Source organism: Gudongella sp. DL1XJH-153, from assembly GCF_049310905.1.
Lineage (GTDB): Bacteria > Bacillota > Clostridia > Tissierellales > Tissierellaceae > Gudongella.
This window is the reverse complement of the sequence record NZ_JBMEMN010000044.1, coordinates 1-17,827: the sequence shown is the minus strand read 5'-3', so window position 1 is coordinate 17,827 and position 17,827 is coordinate 1. Positions and strand designations below refer to the sequence as shown.

Below are 17,827 nucleotides of genomic sequence, written 5' to 3'. Positions count from 1 at the left end.
GAAACAAAGATAATAGAGTTCGACAAACGAGTCGCAAAACGAGCAAGAAAAGCCAAAGAAGCAGGGATACAAAACATTAGATTCATCAATACAGCAAAGAAGACAGGTACAGCAGTACTGTTAAAGTCAGTACGAGGAGTCTAAAATATATTACGGAGAAGCTATAATTATTTTTATCCGACAGTAAATTGACACTATCGGAGATAATTATTATATTGCTTTTTATTACTTTCTGTGTTAATATAGATTTCGTAGTCATTGGCCGAAGTGATGGAATTGGCAGACGTACTGGACTCAAAATCCAGCGGTGGAAACACCGTGCGGGTTCGACTCCCGCCTTCGGCACCAAGATAGCCCTCAATACGTTTAAATAACGTGCTGTAGGGCATTAATTTTACTTAATGTGTGCAACGAAAAGAATCTGATTAATCAGATCCTTTTTTGTTTCACACTTATGTAATTTCTAAATATTGTGTTCACTTTTTGTTAAGAAACACATGCATGGTAAGCAAGATTTCTAACAGATCAACCTATCTGTGATTAGTGAAATATTAACTTCTCACCACTATCAAATAATTCTTCTAAACAGTTTAGATTAAAACGGTTATTATTGTTTACACCGGCTAATGACTTTTAAGGTTCTTAGACGCTAATTTGATGGGTCGGTTTTTTTGATAGTTTAACTGGTTTCAAATGGATTATTGACAACTAGCTAACCACTTGACTTCTTAAATTAAAACTAGGTACCTTAAGGTTCATTGAATAATGTATTCATAGTTTCAATAAGTCTTTCCTAATCTTATTAAATTCATCTTGGGATATAATACCTTGGTCTAATAAACTCTTAGATTTCTTTATTTCATCTGCAATACTAATAGTGTTTATATGTTTATTATTGTCAACTATTTTTACACCCTCATTCAATGCATTGAAATTAAAAGCTTGGTAAATATTGTACAAGAAACTTTTCATTTCTACTAGAGAAAATATATGAATCAATAAGTAAATAAATATTAATATTATTGATACTATGCTATTTGTCATATAGCTAAGTGGTTGCAATGTATAATTACTAGGGATATTTTTAAGAATAATCAGAACGATATAGTTAATTAATATCAATATCAAATACAAAAAGCATATTCTAAAAAAGAATAGATTATACTCCTCAAAAACACTTTTTTCTTCCCCTTTATGTATGAGAAGACGTTCTAATAATTCTCCACTAACAAACGCTTGAAAAAGTGCATACCCTGTAAACGCTATCCCAAAGAGACTAATTGAAATGGTTTTTGATATCTCTACAACTGTTATAAATCTTAGAATAGTATCACTCGAAAGTCCAATTAATATAATAATTGGTGTAATAAATGCAACAACTATTAAAGATATCAAGAAGTTTGAGCTGGAAAAAATTTTACGATCCCCACTTTTCTTTATCAATGCTTCAAAACTAGTCACTTCTAATATTGACTCCAAACTTTCTCTAATTTTATCTTCGTTACCACTCATAACTGTGCACCTCTATTTCTTTTTACTAATTTCCCTTATAAAATCAACTAAACTATCTCTACTTTCGCTATATATTTCTTGATTTAGTTCACTAGCTGAAAACAGTTCATTCCTATTTCTCACATAATCCAAAGCGTTTAAAATATTTTTGTGTATATCATCTTCGTGCTCAGAAAGATAGACAGGAATTTTCTCGCTAAAATCATTGTTCTTAAATGTTTTTTCTGTTCCATCCTCTAGTATTGTTTTTAAAGTAGTGTCAACTCTATCACCAGCTTCTTTTATTATACTAGAAACTTCCTGCTTATTCTTGGGATTGTTTATATTCATATTTCCTGATTTACTCTCAGCAGTAGCTAATTGATCCCTAAATCCATTGAAAATATCAACAACTTCAATTTCCCCATTTAGAGGGTACAATCTGAATGTTACAAGCTTAATCTTGTTGATTTTTCTAAACTGATCATCTATAGATTCAGGAGATGGAATGTTGGTTACATTTATAAATGCTTGAGGTAGTTTTTCTTTATCACTTCTGTGGGAATTCTCACTTTTTACATAATCTTGAATTAGGAAACGTATAGTCTTAGCGAATGATTTAATGCTTGGACTTCCTTTCTGATTTCTAATATGTATCATCCTATGATTCTTTAATATAATAATGAATGCTGAATAAGGACCAGAGTCATGTTTTCTATCAATAGATTTTAGCCCCACTCCTTCTTCATATATACTTTTAACCTCTAGCTGAGTCTTTAGAATATGAAGTCCTACAAGGATGACACCTAAATCTTGTGTATTATAAACTCTTAGTTCTTCAATAAAGTATTGATTGCCGTCTTTTTCAATCCTTCTTTTACTGCTTTTTAGAGCTGGATACATAATGTCTTTAAAATGTGTCAACATAGGTTCATCTTTATCACCAAATGTACAATTAAAATTTGCCATTTCTATCTTTTTATGCCCTTTCACAGCATCTCCTCCTTTAAGTTATATTATTAGTATTCAACATCAAAAAGGGGAATCCTTCTTTTTTTTTGGAATTATTTTCTATTTAGTTAAAAAACCCCAGGATTAACCCAGGGCATCACTATGAGGCAAATCGTCACCCTCCACTCTCTTCCTATTATACTGTATAGTTAATTGATGTACATATACGACCATTCCTGTTGCAAGTATCCCTTGGATGGCTCTATTAAGGAAAGTTCGTCCTATGAATCCTTCCTCAAAGTATCAGTCCAATAATAATAAGTACTAGTACCAATACCATGATTTTCGGTCTACTAAAAGTAAGTATATCACTACCTAGCATTTAATCTCCAGTCTTATCATCATATCTACAGTTTATATCGTTGATTAATTGATCCCACGTATTGGGGTTCCGAACATAGAACTTAGAACAAGCCTTGCCTATTATGACAAAACGCCTCCATAGAGTATCCCTTTAAGGTTCAAATCCAAACTTAATCAGCAAATCTGAGATTTTGTTCAGCAAGGTATATTAAGTATTTTTGCTAAATTTTTCTCTCCAGACTGGTGACAGAATTCAATCCCATAGATATATCTATTATATTGATTAAACAGTTCCTAAAAAGGTATGAAATTATCCTCTAATTCATAAATCTCCTTCTGATATTCATTGATTAATACTAATAATTTTTTTCTAATCTTTTCTGTCAATTGTGATTTTCTTATTTGTAAATTCAATATTCTAAGTTTCCTACTAAGAAATCTCAAACGGTCAAGATTTATGTCTGAATCGAAAAAATTATAATTATTATACGCATCTTCCTTAACCTCGGTTAATTCTTTATTGAATTCAATAAATTTTCTCATAATATTCTCATTATCTATATCTTCGTTAGTAATTCCTTCTTCATATTTATTCAAAGCTAATTTTTTATTTAATGTTTTACTTGGATATTTTTTATAGTCATCGTCTACAAATTCAAAATATCTAGCAGAAAACGAGTTCATTTTCTTATTTGTTATATAACTATTCTCTAAATTTTCCACTTCAGAAATCGTATCTTTCCCAATCTCTCTATTTTTGCTGAATTTAGAGTAAGCATTCAAGAACCCATTTGTTGAGTATATGTATATTTTCTGACCATTTGTATATCTATAGAATTCGTTTAATAATTCTTCTCTGGGACCAATCTTTTTACCTCCAATTGTTTTTATCCAGTCCTCCTTCAAATCATCTGATATAAAGATTATATTAGATTCATTGTCCTTCGCATATTTCATAATCTGTTTCCAGATGACTAAATCATTATATTTACTATTACTTTCTGATTTACTATCATCCTTATACCCGGGTGGTATCTTATTTGTATATCTAACTTCTCCTTCTTTAAAAATCTCTTCAAGTTCTTTATTAGTTAAAGGATCCATAACCCTATCATTAAACCAGTCTGATATTCTTTCAAGGATAGTGTCTTTTTCATAAAAACTATCAGTCCTGCATTTACTTAATTCATTATTTATATTTTTTTCAAATTCTTCAATAATCTCTTTAAGTTTATGGTTGTTTAGATTAATATGTCTATGTTTATCTATAGAACTTTTCATATCCGAAATCTTTAAATTTTCAATTACTTTTTCACGGATATTGTGATGATTCTCTATTACTCCATCTCGATTGGCAAAAAACTCTTTTATTACTAATTCTGGTATTACAAAACGTTCATTCCTTTCGTCTAGAATTCTAATGACTTCTTTTTGGGTTGACTCAGTGTATCTATATAAATTTAACAATATATTTGTATCCAAGACAATTTTAGAATTCACCCAAATATTTTTAAACTCAGTCTCCTTTAGTGGCAGATATCCCCAAAACTTTTCTTTCACAAGCAATCTCCTCCTTTATTAAATATTCTACATAGAAGATGAAAATCCTTCTTTTTTGGAAATAATTTCACATTTTTTATTGTCTCTTATCTAACTAATGCCATTACTTTCTCTTTAAAATAACCACCTCCATTTAGGTCCCTAAATCGTCATACCTGCTCGTCTCTTTGATGAATCTATGTCCAAAAGATAGGCAATGAAAATAACTATAACCACAACCTTATGTTCCATCAATTGATTTCACGAACTAATAAACTCTGGTCAAATCCTCTGTTGGTTAAAATCTTATCTTACGTGGTATGAATAAACAGAGGTGATACCATTGCCAAATAAATCCAAATTTATATTTGAATCAATAATTGATGCCATCCCTATTTGGCTAGATACGTTTATTCCAATTATCTTGCCATTAGTTGTTGTTTCAGTAATGACTTTACTTTGTAAACTTCTACTTGATTTTATTACTAAAACCCATTCTAGGTTGCTAGGAGAAAGTGCTCGTGAATCACGTACTAAGATTAAAGGGAATAACAATATTATTGATCTTATATCAAAAATATTCAAAATCAAAGCATAGAGCTAATAATCTAGCTTAACCTTGCTATTCAACATTTTCTATGCCTCATGTATCCCTTACTCCCTTGGTGAATTATTGTATCAATTATACACTGACAATGAATGAGAAGAGGATAGAAAAATATCAATATGATTTCGACTCCCGCCTTCGGCACCAAACGAAAAAATACAGTTCAATTGAACTGTATTTTTTTATGCCCATTACTGGGTTTGTCTGTATGCTTCAACGTTTCTAAGGTGTTCGTTGTAGGTCTCAGCAAACACGTGTCCATTTTCGCCCATTACATAATAGTAGAAATCATGACTTTCAGGATTCAATGCAGCATTGATTGAATTTCTACCAGGTGATGCAATCGGTCCTGGTGGCATACCCTCATTTCTATAGGTATTGAAGGGATTCTCCCTTTCCAGATCTGAATATAGCACCCTGGTCATATGCTCCTTGCCTTCTCCAATTCCATAAATAACCGTAGCGTCTATTTGGAGAGGCATGCCTGTGTCGATTCTATTGTAAATAACCCCGCTTATTGTGTTTCTTTCTTCGTCGTTAAATGCTTCCCTTTCAATCAGGGATGCCAGTATCATGATCTGATGCCTTGACATTCCAAGCTCTTCTCTCTTGGCCTCCATTTCATCAGTCCAGATATCCTCTGTTGTCGAAACCAACCTTTCGACTATTTGTGAAACTGTCTGACTTGAAGAAAAATGATACGTATCCGGGAACAGATAGCCCTCAAGGCTATAATAAAGCTCTTTATTGTCATAGTTTTCAGAGTAGTTCTCCTCATAAAAACGTTCTGTTTCCTCAATGAATTCTTCCATTGTCCCCAGGCCAGACTCCTGGATTTTCTCCGCAAACTGATAAAGTATAAACCCTTCAGGAAAAGTAACCACTACAGGCACTTCCTGTTCCCCAACCTGTATGATTTCATAGATATCATCCAGACTCGAGCCCCGCTCAATGATATATGTCCCTGGTTTAATCCTGGCTGCTACCTCTTCCCCATTGTACCTAAACCACAATCTACTTTTTATAACACCCTCTTCGTACAGCTTCTCTGCAACTGCGTGAAGAGTGTCTCCTTTTTCTACCACCAGATTTACAGCCTCATCATTGTGGGTACTGTTTAGGTAATCTGGCGCAAGAAAGAAACCTCCCACTCCTGCAATAAGTATAATCAGCAATAATACTAGTATTGCTTTTTTCATTCTATTCCTCCCCGGATGAACCATCTTGGTCCATTATTTTCTTTTTGTAGATTCTATATGTTTTATAAATTATGCCCCCGTATTTTTCAATGTCCCTTTTCATAGGCTCATTGTAATCCCATATTGTTGAGCCCTCAACAAAACTATACCCATTTTCAACTGCCGCTTTGAAGGTTTGCCAATAAATTGCTGAAGAGACTCCTTTTTTCTGGTATTCGGGTATTACAAACAAAACAAAGAATCTTATCTTCTCTATCTTATTTTTGTAGTAAAGGTATTTTATTATACCAAAAGGTAAAAGCTTCCCTTTCATCTTTGCCAACACTTCATTGTAATCTGGCAATGCTATATTAAACCCTATGGGCTCATTTTTGTCGTTTCTGGCAATGTATATCAAATCAGGATCAGCATATGGCACAAGTTGTTTTGCAATCAGATCAATCTCTTCATCATTTGGAGGTGTAAAATCTTCCCACTCTGGTGGCATGGCTTTGTTTATGATTTCCTTGACATCCTGCATTTCTCTCTTGATGTTCTTTAAATCAATCGGGTCCACCCTGAAGCCATATTTCTTCATTGCATATGGTGCAAGCTTTTCATACCTCTCAATATTCTTATTGGAACTGTCACTTTTATATGCGTAAACGTCGCAGTACTTCTGGAAGCCATAATTTACAAACAAGTCTGGATAATAAGGTTTGTTATAGGTATTCATTATTAAGGTGGGATCTGTAAAATTATCGATTAGAAATCCCCTGTTGTCATCTCCACCAGGTAATGAAAGTGGGCCTTTCAGGTTTTCCATTCCCCTTTCAAAAAGCCAATTTTCTGAGAATTGGAGCATCTTATCGGCAACTGCCTGATCGTCCTCACACTCAAATAGAGAAATATATCCATCCTTTAAGTTCTTGTGTAGATTTAAGTGCTCATTTATTCCGACAAGCAGTCTGCCACAAACCTTGCCACCACGCATTGCCAGTATTTTTTCATTTGGTCCCGCCTGATTAAGGTAATTTCCCTCACCTCTAACATATTTTCTATAATCGCTTTTTATTGGTGGTACCCAGACTTTATCATTCTCATATATCTTGTATGGGAATGATACAAACTGCTCTAGTTCTTTTTCGGTCCTTACTGGATGTATTTCAATATTCTCACCTAGGTTCAATATCTTCATCTCCCACAGATTTAATCAAATAAGAGTTCCATAAAGTCAGCATCAGCCATATTACTGAAATAATCGGATACATTTATCTCGCTCAAAAGCTCCTGTATATTATCCTTGTCATAACGAACACCCTTAAGTTTTTCCTCAAGGTCCTCAACTTCCTTGGTTCCGAAAAAGTCTCCAAAAATCTTTACGTCTCTGATTATTCCATTTTTCATTTCAAGTCTTACTTCCACTGCACCAGATGGGAACCGTTTGTAATTAGTCCATCCGAAGTCTGGAGATTCTCCATAATTCCATTCCCAAGTTGAATACTTCTCTTCGTATAGCTTCTGAATTCCATCCAATTCTTGTTGGCTCAGTACATACTCTTCCATTTCCTCGTTGTGGTACTGAAAAATGTTCTTGAGCAGCATCTCCTTAAAATCCAAAATTAAAGCATCTTCTTTCATGTAAGGTCTGATATTTGTAACTCTTGACTTAACAGACTTTACACCTTTGGATGCAATTTTGTCAGCCTTGACATTCAAAGCTTTTGACAAAACACTCATATCTGTATCATAAAGAATAGTTCCATGATTAAGAATTCTTTTCTTATAGACTGATTGAGCAATTCCAGAGATTTTCTTTCCATCAAGAGTCAAGTCATTTCTTCCAGATAATTCTGCCATTATTCCAAATTTCTCCAGGGATTTCAATATTGGAACATTGATCTGCCCAAAGTCAATTCTTTCCTGACCCTTGGAATTGGTATAGATTGAAAAATTGAGATTCCCAAGGTCGTGGTAAACTGCTCCCCCACCTGTGATTCTCCTTACAATCTTTATATCATTTTCTTTTACATATTCTATGTTTATTTCCTCAAGTGTATTCTGATTCTTACCAACTATTATGGCCGGTCCATTAATCCAAAGATATACATAATCATCCTCCCTTGGGAGGTTCTTAAAGCAGTATTCCTCAAAAGCAAGATTATAGTTAGGATTGTTAGATAAATTAGTCAAATATTTCATTTCTTCCTCCTATTTCCCAATCAACATATTTAAATCCATAAGCTGATTCTGTAATTCAAGCAGTCTATTCTTCAATAAATCATAGTCTTTTTCCAGCAAGTCCTCATCAAACAATCCATTAGACCTGCTCATCAAAGAATTGAATTGTTCATAGACATTTTGCAGTTCCTTTGCGATTTCTTCCTTGAGAATTGCAGGCTCAATTGAAATTCCTTTTTCCACTTCTATTGAATCTCGAGCAATTCTGTAGCAGTTTCCAAGTTTGGGTATAATTGTTTGCAGCCCAAACCTGTCTTCTATCTGTCTGGAAAACTCCTCAGCGGTTTCTTTTTCTCCATGGACAATAAATACCTTTCTAGGTTTCTTTTCTATCTTGTCAATCCAATCCAACATGAACTTCCTGTCAGCATGAGCTGAGAATCCCTCGAGATCGTATATTTCAAGTCCAACGTGAATCTCTTCTCCAAGTAGTTTCACTTTCTTAACTCCATCAAGAAGTATCCTCCCCAAGGAACCTTCAGCCTGATATCCAACAAAAATGAGGCTGTTCTTAGGATCCCACAGATTATGTTTAAGATGATGCCTAATCCTTCCAGCCGTTGCCATCCCACTTGCCGATATTATAACCTTTGGAAAATCTGCATCATTCAGTGCCATGGATTCTTCAACAGTCCTTACATAGTGAAGATTCTTAAAGAGGAATGGATTATCACCTTTTAGTATCAAATCCTGAGTCTCCTGGTCAAATGTCCCAGAGTTGTTCTGAAATACTTCAGTGGCATTTGTAGCCATAGGACTGTCTATATAGATTGGGATTTCCATTTCAAGCTTGATATCATTATATTCATAATACTTGTTAAGCTGGTATATGAGTTCCTGGGTTCTTCCCACTGCAAATGAAGGTATAAGGACAGTTCCACCTCTCTTGGCAGTTTTATTTATAATTTCAATTAATTTTTCAGCACTTTCCTTCATTGGTGGATGATCAGTATCTCCATATGTGGATTCAATGACCAAATAATCAGCCTCGTCAACATATTGAGGGTCCCTTATGATTGGTCTGTTCGGCATCCCAAGGTCTCCTGAAAACACAAGTTTTGTAGTCTTTTCGTCTTCAGTCACCCATAGCTCCAGAATCGAAGATCCCAATATATGCCCAGCATCTTTAAATTTCATGGATATTTCTCCATTGATATCGATTTTCTGTTCATATAGTTGAGGCTCAAAATACTTCAGACTGTGCTCAGCATCATCAATAGTATAAAGGGGTTCTATCTCCGGTTCCCCTCTTCTTTCTCTCTTTTTATTTTCCCACTGAGCATCATTTTCCTGTATTTTTGCACTATCAAGCAACATAACTCCGCAAAGGTCAAAGGTAGCTTTTGTAGAGATGATCTTGCCTCTGAAACCTTCCTTTACCATCTTCGGTATTCGTCCACTGTGGTCTATATGAGCATGTGTCAAAATCAATATGTCAATTGATGCCGGATCAAATGGAAACTCTCTGTAATTCAACTTTTCTGTTTCCTGATTCCCCTGAAACATTCCACAGTCAATTACAATATTATGCTCCTTAGTATTCAAAAGATAGTTTGATCCTGTTACCATTTGTGCTGCTCCCAGAAAACTTAACTTCATAGTCATACCTCCTTGTGTAATATGTTTGTCACTACTATCAATAGCTTCTATACACACTTATATCTACATTATACCATTAATTGAAAAAAGATGGTAACCTCCTAATAAAGAAGTTACCATCAAATTCATTTACTGAGCACTTGTTATTTCAGTCCAGATTCTATCATACTCGCTTATGATATCCTGGGGATCTTTGAACACCTCTGTATTTGCAAGCATATCATCGGATGGGTATGCAACCGGACTATTCTGTATATCTTCATCCAACATTTCCACAGCCTCAGGAACAGGAGATGAATAGCCGATATAGTCAGCATTCATAGCAGCTATTTCAGGTCTTGTCATAAAGTTTATAAACTGTTGAGCTGCTTCAACATTTTCAGCATTACTCGGTATGACCATCGCATCAAACCAAAGATTTGTACCCTCGGAAGGTATTACATATTCAAGGTCTGGATTCTCATCCATCATCGCAACAGCATCTCCCGACCATACAACCGCTATGGCTGCTTCTTCTCCTACAATTACATCCTTTACTTCATCTCCAAGGTATGCATATACTATTGGTTTTTGCTCAATCAATGCATCCCTTGCTTCTTCAAGCTCACCAATATCTCTTGTGTTCAATGAGTAACCCAATTTCTTCAATGCAACTGCCAGAGTATCCCTTTGGCTGTTAAGCATTATGATTTCGCCATCAAATTCCTCATCCCACAGATCAGCCCAGCTTGTTAGAGGTCTGTCAACCATTGTTGTGTTATAGATGATTCCAACAGTACCCCACATGTATGGGACAGAGTAGCTATTATCTGGGTCGTAATCAAGATTTAGGAACCTGTCGTCTATCTTGTCAAACATGGTGATGTTATCCATGTTTATTTCCATCAGAAGGTCCTCTCTAATCATTCGTTCAATCATGTAATCAGAAGGTATTACAACATCATAGCTGCTTCCTCCCTGTTTCATTTTTACATAAAGGTCTTCATTTGTTGCGTAGGTATCATAAATTACCCTTACTCCGTACTCTTCCTCAAATAATTCCAATACCTCAGGGTCAATGTAGTCTCCCCAGTTGTAAACATTCAAAGTAGACTCGCTTCCTCCGCATCCAGTTGCAACAGCGCCTATTGCCAGCACCAAAGCCAGCATAATGATAATCTTGTTTCTCATATTTCTACCTTCTTTCCTGTATTATTTTTTCTGATCTTTCACTTCTTTTGTTTATTATTAGCAGCAAGGCCAACAATGAAATAAACATCAGGGTTGATAAAGCATTTATTGTAGGATTGATTCCTTTTCTCGCCATTGAGTAAATATAGATGCTGAGGTTTGAAATTCCATGTCCAGTTGTAAAAAAGCTTATTACAAAATCATCTATGGACAGAGTAAATGCCAACAAACCACCTGTTATGATCCCAGGCATTATTTCAGGAATTATAACCTTCCTCAAGGCATAAAACGGTGTTGCCCCAAGATCCATGGCTGCCTCAGCAAGGTGAACATTCATTTGCTTCAGTTTAGGTAATATGGAGAGCACAACATATGGTACTGAGAAAGTTATGTGTGCCAGCAGCAGTGTCAGAAATCCAAATTGCAATCTAGCCATTCTGAACAAAGCCATCAAGGCAACTGCCGTCACTATATCCGGATTAAGCACTGGAATATAATTCAGATTCAGTATTGCCTTTTTAGTAAACCCTCTTATTCCATGAATTCCAATTGCAGCCAATGTTCCTATCACTGTTGATATTATTGAAGATGTGATTGCAATTGCGAAAGTATAGTATAGAACCCTCAAGACTTCTCTATCCTGAAACAATTCAATATACCAGCGAAGTGTAAATCCACTCCAGTCACCTCTGAATTTTGAATCATTGAAGGAATAGATAATTAGAATTATTATGGGTGCATACAGAAAAGCAAAGATTAGAAAAGTATAAAGTCTCTTTAAGTTTCTGTTTACCATAATCCCCCACCTCCCCCTTCTTTGTCTTTGTCAAATTTAGAGGTGAGCGCCATTGATGCAAGAATAAATACCATCAGTATAATGGACATTGTGGAACCAAAATGCCAGTCCCCTGTATACCTGAACTGTTGCTCAATAAGATTACCGATCAAAGTAGATTTATTCCCTCCCAGAAGACCAGATATTACAAAGGTACTAACTGCTGGAATAAAAACCATGGTGATACCGGTTATAACTCCTGGAAGACTCAAAGGTATGATTACCTTCGAAAATACCTCTGCTTTGTTGGCACCAAGGTCTTCTGCTGCTTCAACAAGATTCCTATCCATTTTTGTCAATACTGAAAATATCGGCAAGACCATGAATGGCAAAAAGTTATACACCATACCCAGAAGTACAGCTGTGTCGTTATAGAGTAAACTCACACCTTCAAAACCGATAAATGACAGTACTTTGGTAAGAATACCATTTTTGCCCAGAATCGTAAGCCAGGCATAGGTTCTAAGCAAAAAATTCATCCACATTGGGATTACAAACATTAAGACCATTATATTTCTAATTCTCGGCTTTTCCTTGCTGATGATAAAAGCTATTGGATATCCAAGTAAAAGACATATAAGAGTTGAAATCAATGCAAGTTTTACAGATCTATAAAGTACACCCAAATAGATGGGGGACATGAATTTTTTGAAATTATCCAAACTGAATGTAAAAGTTGAAAAGTTTTGACTGTCACCCGTTGTGAATGCAAAATACATGACCAGTAGAAGTGGAACCAGAATAAACATTCCCAGCCACAGGAAATACGGGTAACCAATCCTCTTAAGTTTCATCAGCTTCCCCCTTTCGCATTATATGAATGTTATCAGGTACTACAATCATTCCAACCTTCTCACCTACATTTTTCATAATGGTGGAATGTACTGTCCAGATATAACCATCATCATTTACTTCCATTTCATAATGGACTCCCTTAAAAATAACGCTTTCCACAAAACCTGTCAAGAAACCTTTGTCTGCTGCAACAATCTGGAGGTCTTCAGGCCTAATGACAACATCAACCAGCTCATTTGGATTAAAGCCTTTGTCTACACATTGAAATATCTTATTGGAAAATGTTACCTTGTAATCCTCATTCATAACTCCGTCAACAATATTGCTTTCGCCAATAAATTTTGCAACAAACCTGTTGATCGGTTCGTTGTATATATCAGTGGGAGTACCTATTTGCTGAATACGCCCCTTATCCATTACAACGATTGTGTCCGACATTGTCAAAGCCTCTTCCTGGTCGTGAGTAACATAAACAAATGTAATCCCTACACGCTTTTGAATTCTCTTCAACTCCAGTTGCATTTCTTTCCTGAGTTTAAGGTCCAGAGCTCCGAGAGGCTCGTCTAGAAGAAGTACCTTGGGTTCATTTACCAAAGCTCTAGCTATGGCTATTCTTTGTTGCTGTCCCCCACTTAGAGAATCAATATCTCTATCCTCAAAACCCTCAAGATTTACCAGCTTTAGCATCAAGGCAACCTTATCCTTGATTTCTTTTTTGCTCATCTTCTTTATTTTAAGTCCAAATGCGATATTATCGAAAATATTCATATGAGGAAAGAGGGCATACTTCTGGAATACAGTATTAATCTGTCTTTTATAGGGAGGAAGATCAGTTATATCCTCGCCGTCAAACATAATCCTACCATTTGTTGGGGATTCAAATCCTCCAATTATTCTAAGAGTAGTTGTCTTTCCACAGCCACTTGGACCAAGAAGTGTAAGAAACTCATTTTTTCTTATATAAAGACTAATATTTTCAAGAACTTGAGTCTCCCCAAATTGCTTATCTACACTGACTAAATCTATAGCATGAATTTTTGTCATCATACCCCTCCTAGAAATTTGGTGGTGTACTTACCCATATGAGGGCTGCCTCGCTCTTGCCGGCGTTCTCAATATAATGGTTGCTGTTAGTTTTGTAATAGAAGCTCTCACCTTTTCTTACCTTGTGCTTTTCACTTCCCAAAAATACATATATCGAACCCTGGAGTACATAGCCAAACTCTTCACCTTCATGAGGTGAATCCTCCTTTGTTTTTCCACCCTCGAGAAGTGTTATCATTATTGGCTCCATGCTATTCTTCTGAGCATTGGGAATAATCCAATGAAGCACATATTTCAATTCTTCATTTACAGTCTCAAAGACATCTTCCTTTCGGAATACAATTTTTTCTTCATCAGCTTCGTTGAAAAAATCTTTAAGATTTGTACCTAAACCTTCCAATATATCTACAAGGGTTGCAATTGAAGGAGATGTCAAATCTCTTTCAACCTGAGATATGAAGCCTTTTGTCAATTCACACCTGTCAGCAAGCTCCTCTTGGGTCAGGTTTTTTCTGACTCTTATAGCTTTGATTTTTTCTCCGATATTCATAGCAACCTCCATTTCATTAAACAAATAGTTTACGTTTACTAAACAGCTACCACAATATTATAGAATAGAGGCTATTGAGTGTCAACCCATAACTTTTACTAAATTCAGTTGTTTGCAATAATACATTCTTATCTGTATTATTTGCAGGTAAACCTGTAGTTTAGTATTTGAAAAACAAAAAAGGCCTTAATTGGCCTTCCTTATTTATATTTGTTCTCAGAATAATTTTTTAGTCGATTTTTGTGATTTTCATACCATTAATTGCTTCCAAAATTAATTCCTCAATATTGAGCGCTTGTTCTGATTGCAAAATATCTTCAAGCTTGGGTCTTGTCACAGGATGCTTTGGCAGAAATACACTGCAACAATCCTCAAAAGGTTTAATTGATGTTTCGTAAGTTTCTATTTCTTTGGAGATATCTATAATATCAACCTTGTCCATACCTATAAGTGGTCTTAATACCGGCATTTCGACTGACCTGTTTATTACGTCCACACTATATATGGTTTGGCTTGCAACCTGTCCCAGATTCTCACCCGTAACAAGTATCTGGTATCCCTTTCTCTTACTTATTTCCTCAGCAATTCTCATCATAAATCTTCTTGAAATAATTGTCATTTCATCTTCAGGACAATTCTTGTTGATCTCTTTTTGTATATTCAAGAGATTGATGCTGTATATATTAATTGGTCCAGTGTACATTGAAACAATCTTTGCCAAGTCCATTACCTTTTCTTCCGCTCTCTGAGAAGTGAATGGATATGAATGAAAATGAATTGCATCAACCTCCACACCTCTCTTGGCCATCATGAAGCCCGCCACTGGACTGTCAATGCCTCCTGATAGCAAAAGAAGTCCTTTGCCATTGGTTCCGATTGGAAGCCCTCCATATGCTCTTGTCCTGTCTATATAGACATATCCGTATTCTTTCACATCAACATAGAGCATGAAATCAGGATTATGAACATCCACCTTTAGATTCTCGGTATTTGTAAGGACATAACCACCTACATCTCTTGAAATTTCAGGAGACTTTAGGGGGTATCTCTTATCAGATCTGCTGGTTTCAACCTTGAAGGTCACAATCTTGTCTTTTGGCAGCTTTTCTTTTACAAGCATCAATCCAGCCTCTCGAATATCTTCCATATCCAAGCTCGTTCTTATACATGGACTAATATAGACAAGACCGAACACTTTTTTTAGCCTTCTTATTGCATCGTGCTGATGGTCTGCCAATCCTTCGATGTATATTTTGCCTTGTTCTTTATATATTCTATATTCACCAAAATCCCTAAGGACTCTCTTCATATTTTTGATCAATCTATCTTCAAAATACTTTCTGTTCAAGCCCTTAAGAACTATTTCACCAAGACTTGCACTTATAACTCTTTCCAACACATCATCTCCTCATTATACTTCTCACTTCTTCAACCGAATTCTTTAAAACTTGTACAGTCCTGGCTACATCCTCGTCTGTCATTTCATATGAAAAGCACAATCTCAAGGTTCCCTCCATATGATTATCATCCAGACCAATTGCTTTTAATACATGGCTCTTGTCAGTTCCTTTCGAAGAACATGCAGATGTGGTTGATACATATATGTTTTCTTCCTCAAGATAATGCAATATCACTTCTCCTCTTGTCCACCCGAATGACAGGTTAAGAATATAAGGGGATGACAGATTCCCGGAAGGGCTGTTTACAATTACATCATCAATCTGATCCAGCACCATTCTTGTCATGGATTCCTTTAGATCTGCAATTTTTTGTGTCTCAACAGATCCTTTCTCAGTCAGTACTCTTACAGCTTCGCTAAAACCAGCAATCCCTGGGACGTTTTCAGTTCCAGATCTCATTCCCATCTCCTGATTGCCTCCAAACACCAATGGATTGACTCTGGCTTTACTGTTAATATACAAGGCTCCCACTCCCTTGGGCCCATGTATCTTGTGGCCACTAAAAGCAAAGCTATCCACTCCGGCACTTATCAGTGAAAATTTGATCTTGCCAAAAGACTGAACTCCATCCAGATGAAAATGTGGCTTCATGGGCTGTTTTGAAAGTAATTTCCCAATTGTTTCAATATCCTGTATAGTCCCAATTTCATTGTTGACATGAATCACTGAAACAAGAACAGTCTGATCTGTAAGCTCTTCTTCCAGCTTATCCAGGTCTATCCTTCCATCACTTCCATTAGGTATCCATGATACTAGGTATCCATTTTTTTCATATTCCTTGATGGTATTCATGACAGCAGGGTGCTCTATCATTGTCGTTATTATATGCTTCCCTCTGTTTTCTCTTGCCTTGAGAGCGCCCTGAATCGCAATATTATTGCCTTCAGTACCACCGGAAGTGAAATAAATCTCATTTGTCTTCACTCCAAGAAAATCCGCAACAGTCTTTCGTGAACTCTTGAGTATTTTTTCTGAACTCATTCCTAGACCATGCAAGGATGAAGGATTGCCAAATGTCATCTGCATACTTTCGGTGATTTTTTCTATAACACTATCACGTGGTTTTGTCGTGGAGCAATTATCCAAATAAATCAAATTCTCACCTCTTAATATCCCATGTCCTCATTGATTATATATACATATATCTTTGTACCATTGGGATTTTTGCTTAGTATTGTCTCTGCTTTGCAAATCCTGTCTTTAGAATCGCAATCACTGCATACCCCTGTATAGACACATGGAGTTGTCAAGTTCAGTCTCTTGGCGTTAAGAGGAGCAGCTACAGTTTCTATTCTCTTAAAAGCCTCTTCAACATTTTTAGTTACCTTGTTTTTGCCTACAATGACATACACTCTCTTGTGACCGTATATCATTGATGCTACCCTGTTTCCAGTACCATCTTTGTTAACTAGCTTCCCATCTTCTGTTACAGCATTTGAGCTTGTTAAGTAAACTTCCGTGTTAACTGCATTTTCCAAAGCCGACTTCTTGTCTTCTGCTTTCCAATGCCAGTATGTATCATTTCCCCTAACAACAAGATCATCATATATCCCCATGTCCAGTACAGTCATGGAACCTCCTATCCCAACTGATTCATTCTTGTCAATTTCCTTTAGCAGATTTATCTTGGCATCCTCTGCGTTTTCAAAATATTTTGCCGCAAATCCGTTTTTCTCAAGGGCCGTAATAACTTTATCCATTATTCATCTCTCCTTGTCTAATATGTTTAGATCTCTTATCATGTTTATTATACTTTAATTTAGCAGGTATTAAAACTCTCTTTTGTTAAATGATAAACTTTATCATTTATATTGCAATAGTTTAACATATTTGTTATAATCAATATGAGGTTATCCCCTGGTAACCTTGAGTTAGATCTCTATTCCCAATACCCCTTTTGAACGGTTTTGTTCAATCCTATCACTATAATCGAGTAGGAGGTAGATGATTATTTCATCTACCGACCTCTCACAGCACCGTACGTACGGTTCCGTATACGGCGCT

Annotated in this window: 16 protein-coding genes and 1 tRNA gene; 2 read left to right on the top strand and 15 right to left on the bottom strand. The window is 35.8% G+C overall.

Annotated elements, in window-relative coordinates; genetic code table 11:
* Positions 1-261: 261 nt before the first annotated feature.
* A tRNA-Leu gene (locus tag ACOEN1_RS12355) sits at positions 262-348 on the top strand.
* A gap of 423 nt (positions 349-771) precedes the next feature.
* On the opposite strand, the gene ACOEN1_RS12350 is transcribed toward ACOEN1_RS12355, so the two are convergent.
* From ACOEN1_RS12350 to ACOEN1_RS12340, 3 genes are all read right to left on the bottom strand, one after another.
* The gene (locus tag ACOEN1_RS12350; RefSeq protein ID WP_422487211.1) at positions 772-1,512 is read right to left on the bottom strand and encodes an SHOCT domain-containing protein; all 741 of its coding nucleotides are present in this window, start codon (positions 1,510-1,512) and stop codon (positions 772-774) included.
* 12 nt (positions 1,513-1,524) lie between these two features.
* Positions 1,525-2,484, bottom strand: coding sequence for a hypothetical protein (locus ACOEN1_RS12345; protein ID WP_422487210.1), 960 nt, complete (start codon positions 2,482-2,484; stop codon positions 1,525-1,527).
* Positions 2,485-3,099: 615 nt separating this feature from the next.
* Positions 3,100-4,365: a PIN domain-containing protein gene (locus ACOEN1_RS12340; RefSeq protein ID WP_422487209.1), complete on the bottom strand. Its 1,266-nt coding sequence runs from the start codon at positions 4,363-4,365 to the stop codon at positions 3,100-3,102.
* Between the two features lie 322 nt (positions 4,366-4,687).
* On the opposite strand from ACOEN1_RS12340, the gene ACOEN1_RS12335 reads away from it, so the two are divergent.
* Complete coding sequence (locus tag ACOEN1_RS12335; protein WP_422487208.1) at positions 4,688-4,942, top strand: hypothetical protein; 255 nt, start codon at positions 4,688-4,690, stop codon at positions 4,940-4,942.
* A gap of 200 nt (positions 4,943-5,142) precedes the next feature.
* Here ACOEN1_RS12335 and mltG read toward each other — a convergent pair whose 3' ends face one another.
* The 12 genes from mltG to ACOEN1_RS12275 all read right to left on the bottom strand — a co-directional run bounded on the left by mltG (position 5,143) and on the right by ACOEN1_RS12275 (position 17,523).
* Positions 5,143-6,150, bottom strand: a complete 1,008-nt coding sequence (gene mltG / locus ACOEN1_RS12330; protein WP_422487207.1) for an endolytic transglycosylase MltG — start codon at positions 6,148-6,150, stop codon at positions 5,143-5,145.
* A 1-nt stretch (position 6,151) separates the two neighbouring features.
* A complete protein-coding gene (locus ACOEN1_RS12325) occupies positions 6,152-7,318 on the bottom strand; it encodes a GNAT family N-acetyltransferase (protein WP_422487206.1) in 1,167 nt (388 codons plus the stop codon).
* Between the two features lie 20 nt (positions 7,319-7,338).
* On the bottom strand, positions 7,339-8,331 hold the full coding sequence (locus tag ACOEN1_RS12320; protein ID WP_422487205.1) for a lipoate--protein ligase: 993 nt from the start codon (positions 8,329-8,331) through the stop codon (positions 7,339-7,341).
* A 9-nt stretch (positions 8,332-8,340) separates the two neighbouring features.
* Positions 8,341-9,969 carry an MBL fold metallo-hydrolase RNA specificity domain-containing protein gene (locus tag ACOEN1_RS12315; protein ID WP_422487204.1) on the bottom strand — a complete coding sequence of 543 codons (1,629 nt, stop codon included), beginning with the start codon at positions 9,967-9,969 and terminating at the stop codon, positions 8,341-8,343.
* A gap of 129 nt (positions 9,970-10,098) precedes the next feature.
* Positions 10,099-11,139, bottom strand: coding sequence for an ABC transporter substrate-binding protein (locus ACOEN1_RS12310; protein ID WP_422487203.1), 1,041 nt, complete (start codon positions 11,137-11,139; stop codon positions 10,099-10,101).
* A 4-nt stretch (positions 11,140-11,143) separates the two neighbouring features.
* Positions 11,144-11,935 (bottom strand): ABC transporter permease, encoded by a 792-nt coding sequence (locus tag ACOEN1_RS12305; RefSeq protein WP_422487202.1) that lies wholly within the window; start codon positions 11,933-11,935, stop codon positions 11,144-11,146.
* Positions 11,929-12,768: an ABC transporter permease gene (locus ACOEN1_RS12300; protein ID WP_422487201.1), complete on the bottom strand. Its 840-nt coding sequence runs from the start codon at positions 12,766-12,768 to the stop codon at positions 11,929-11,931. The genes ACOEN1_RS12305 and ACOEN1_RS12300 overlap by 7 nt, the downstream gene beginning before the upstream one ends.
* Positions 12,758-13,816, bottom strand: a complete 1,059-nt coding sequence (gene potA, locus ACOEN1_RS12295; protein WP_422487200.1) for a spermidine/putrescine ABC transporter ATP-binding protein — start codon at positions 13,814-13,816, stop codon at positions 12,758-12,760. Before potA ends, ACOEN1_RS12300 begins: the two co-directional genes overlap by 11 nt.
* Positions 13,817-13,823: 7 nt before the next feature.
* On the bottom strand, positions 13,824-14,363 hold the full coding sequence (locus tag ACOEN1_RS12290) for a helix-turn-helix domain-containing protein (protein ID WP_422487199.1): 540 nt from the start codon (positions 14,361-14,363) through the stop codon (positions 13,824-13,826).
* 229 nt (positions 14,364-14,592) lie between these two features.
* Positions 14,593-15,759 carry a tRNA uracil 4-sulfurtransferase ThiI gene (thiI, locus tag ACOEN1_RS12285; RefSeq protein WP_422487198.1) on the bottom strand — a complete coding sequence of 389 codons (1,167 nt, stop codon included), beginning with the start codon at positions 15,757-15,759 and terminating at the stop codon, positions 14,593-14,595.
* A 4-nt stretch (positions 15,760-15,763) separates the two neighbouring features.
* Positions 15,764-16,918: a cysteine desulfurase family protein gene (locus tag ACOEN1_RS12280; RefSeq protein ID WP_422487197.1), complete on the bottom strand. Its 1,155-nt coding sequence runs from the start codon at positions 16,916-16,918 to the stop codon at positions 15,764-15,766.
* 11 nt (positions 16,919-16,929) lie between these two features.
* On the bottom strand, positions 16,930-17,523 hold the full coding sequence (locus ACOEN1_RS12275) for a lactate utilization protein (protein WP_422487196.1): 594 nt from the start codon (positions 17,521-17,523) through the stop codon (positions 16,930-16,932).
* Between the last annotated feature and the right edge of the window lie 304 nt (positions 17,524-17,827).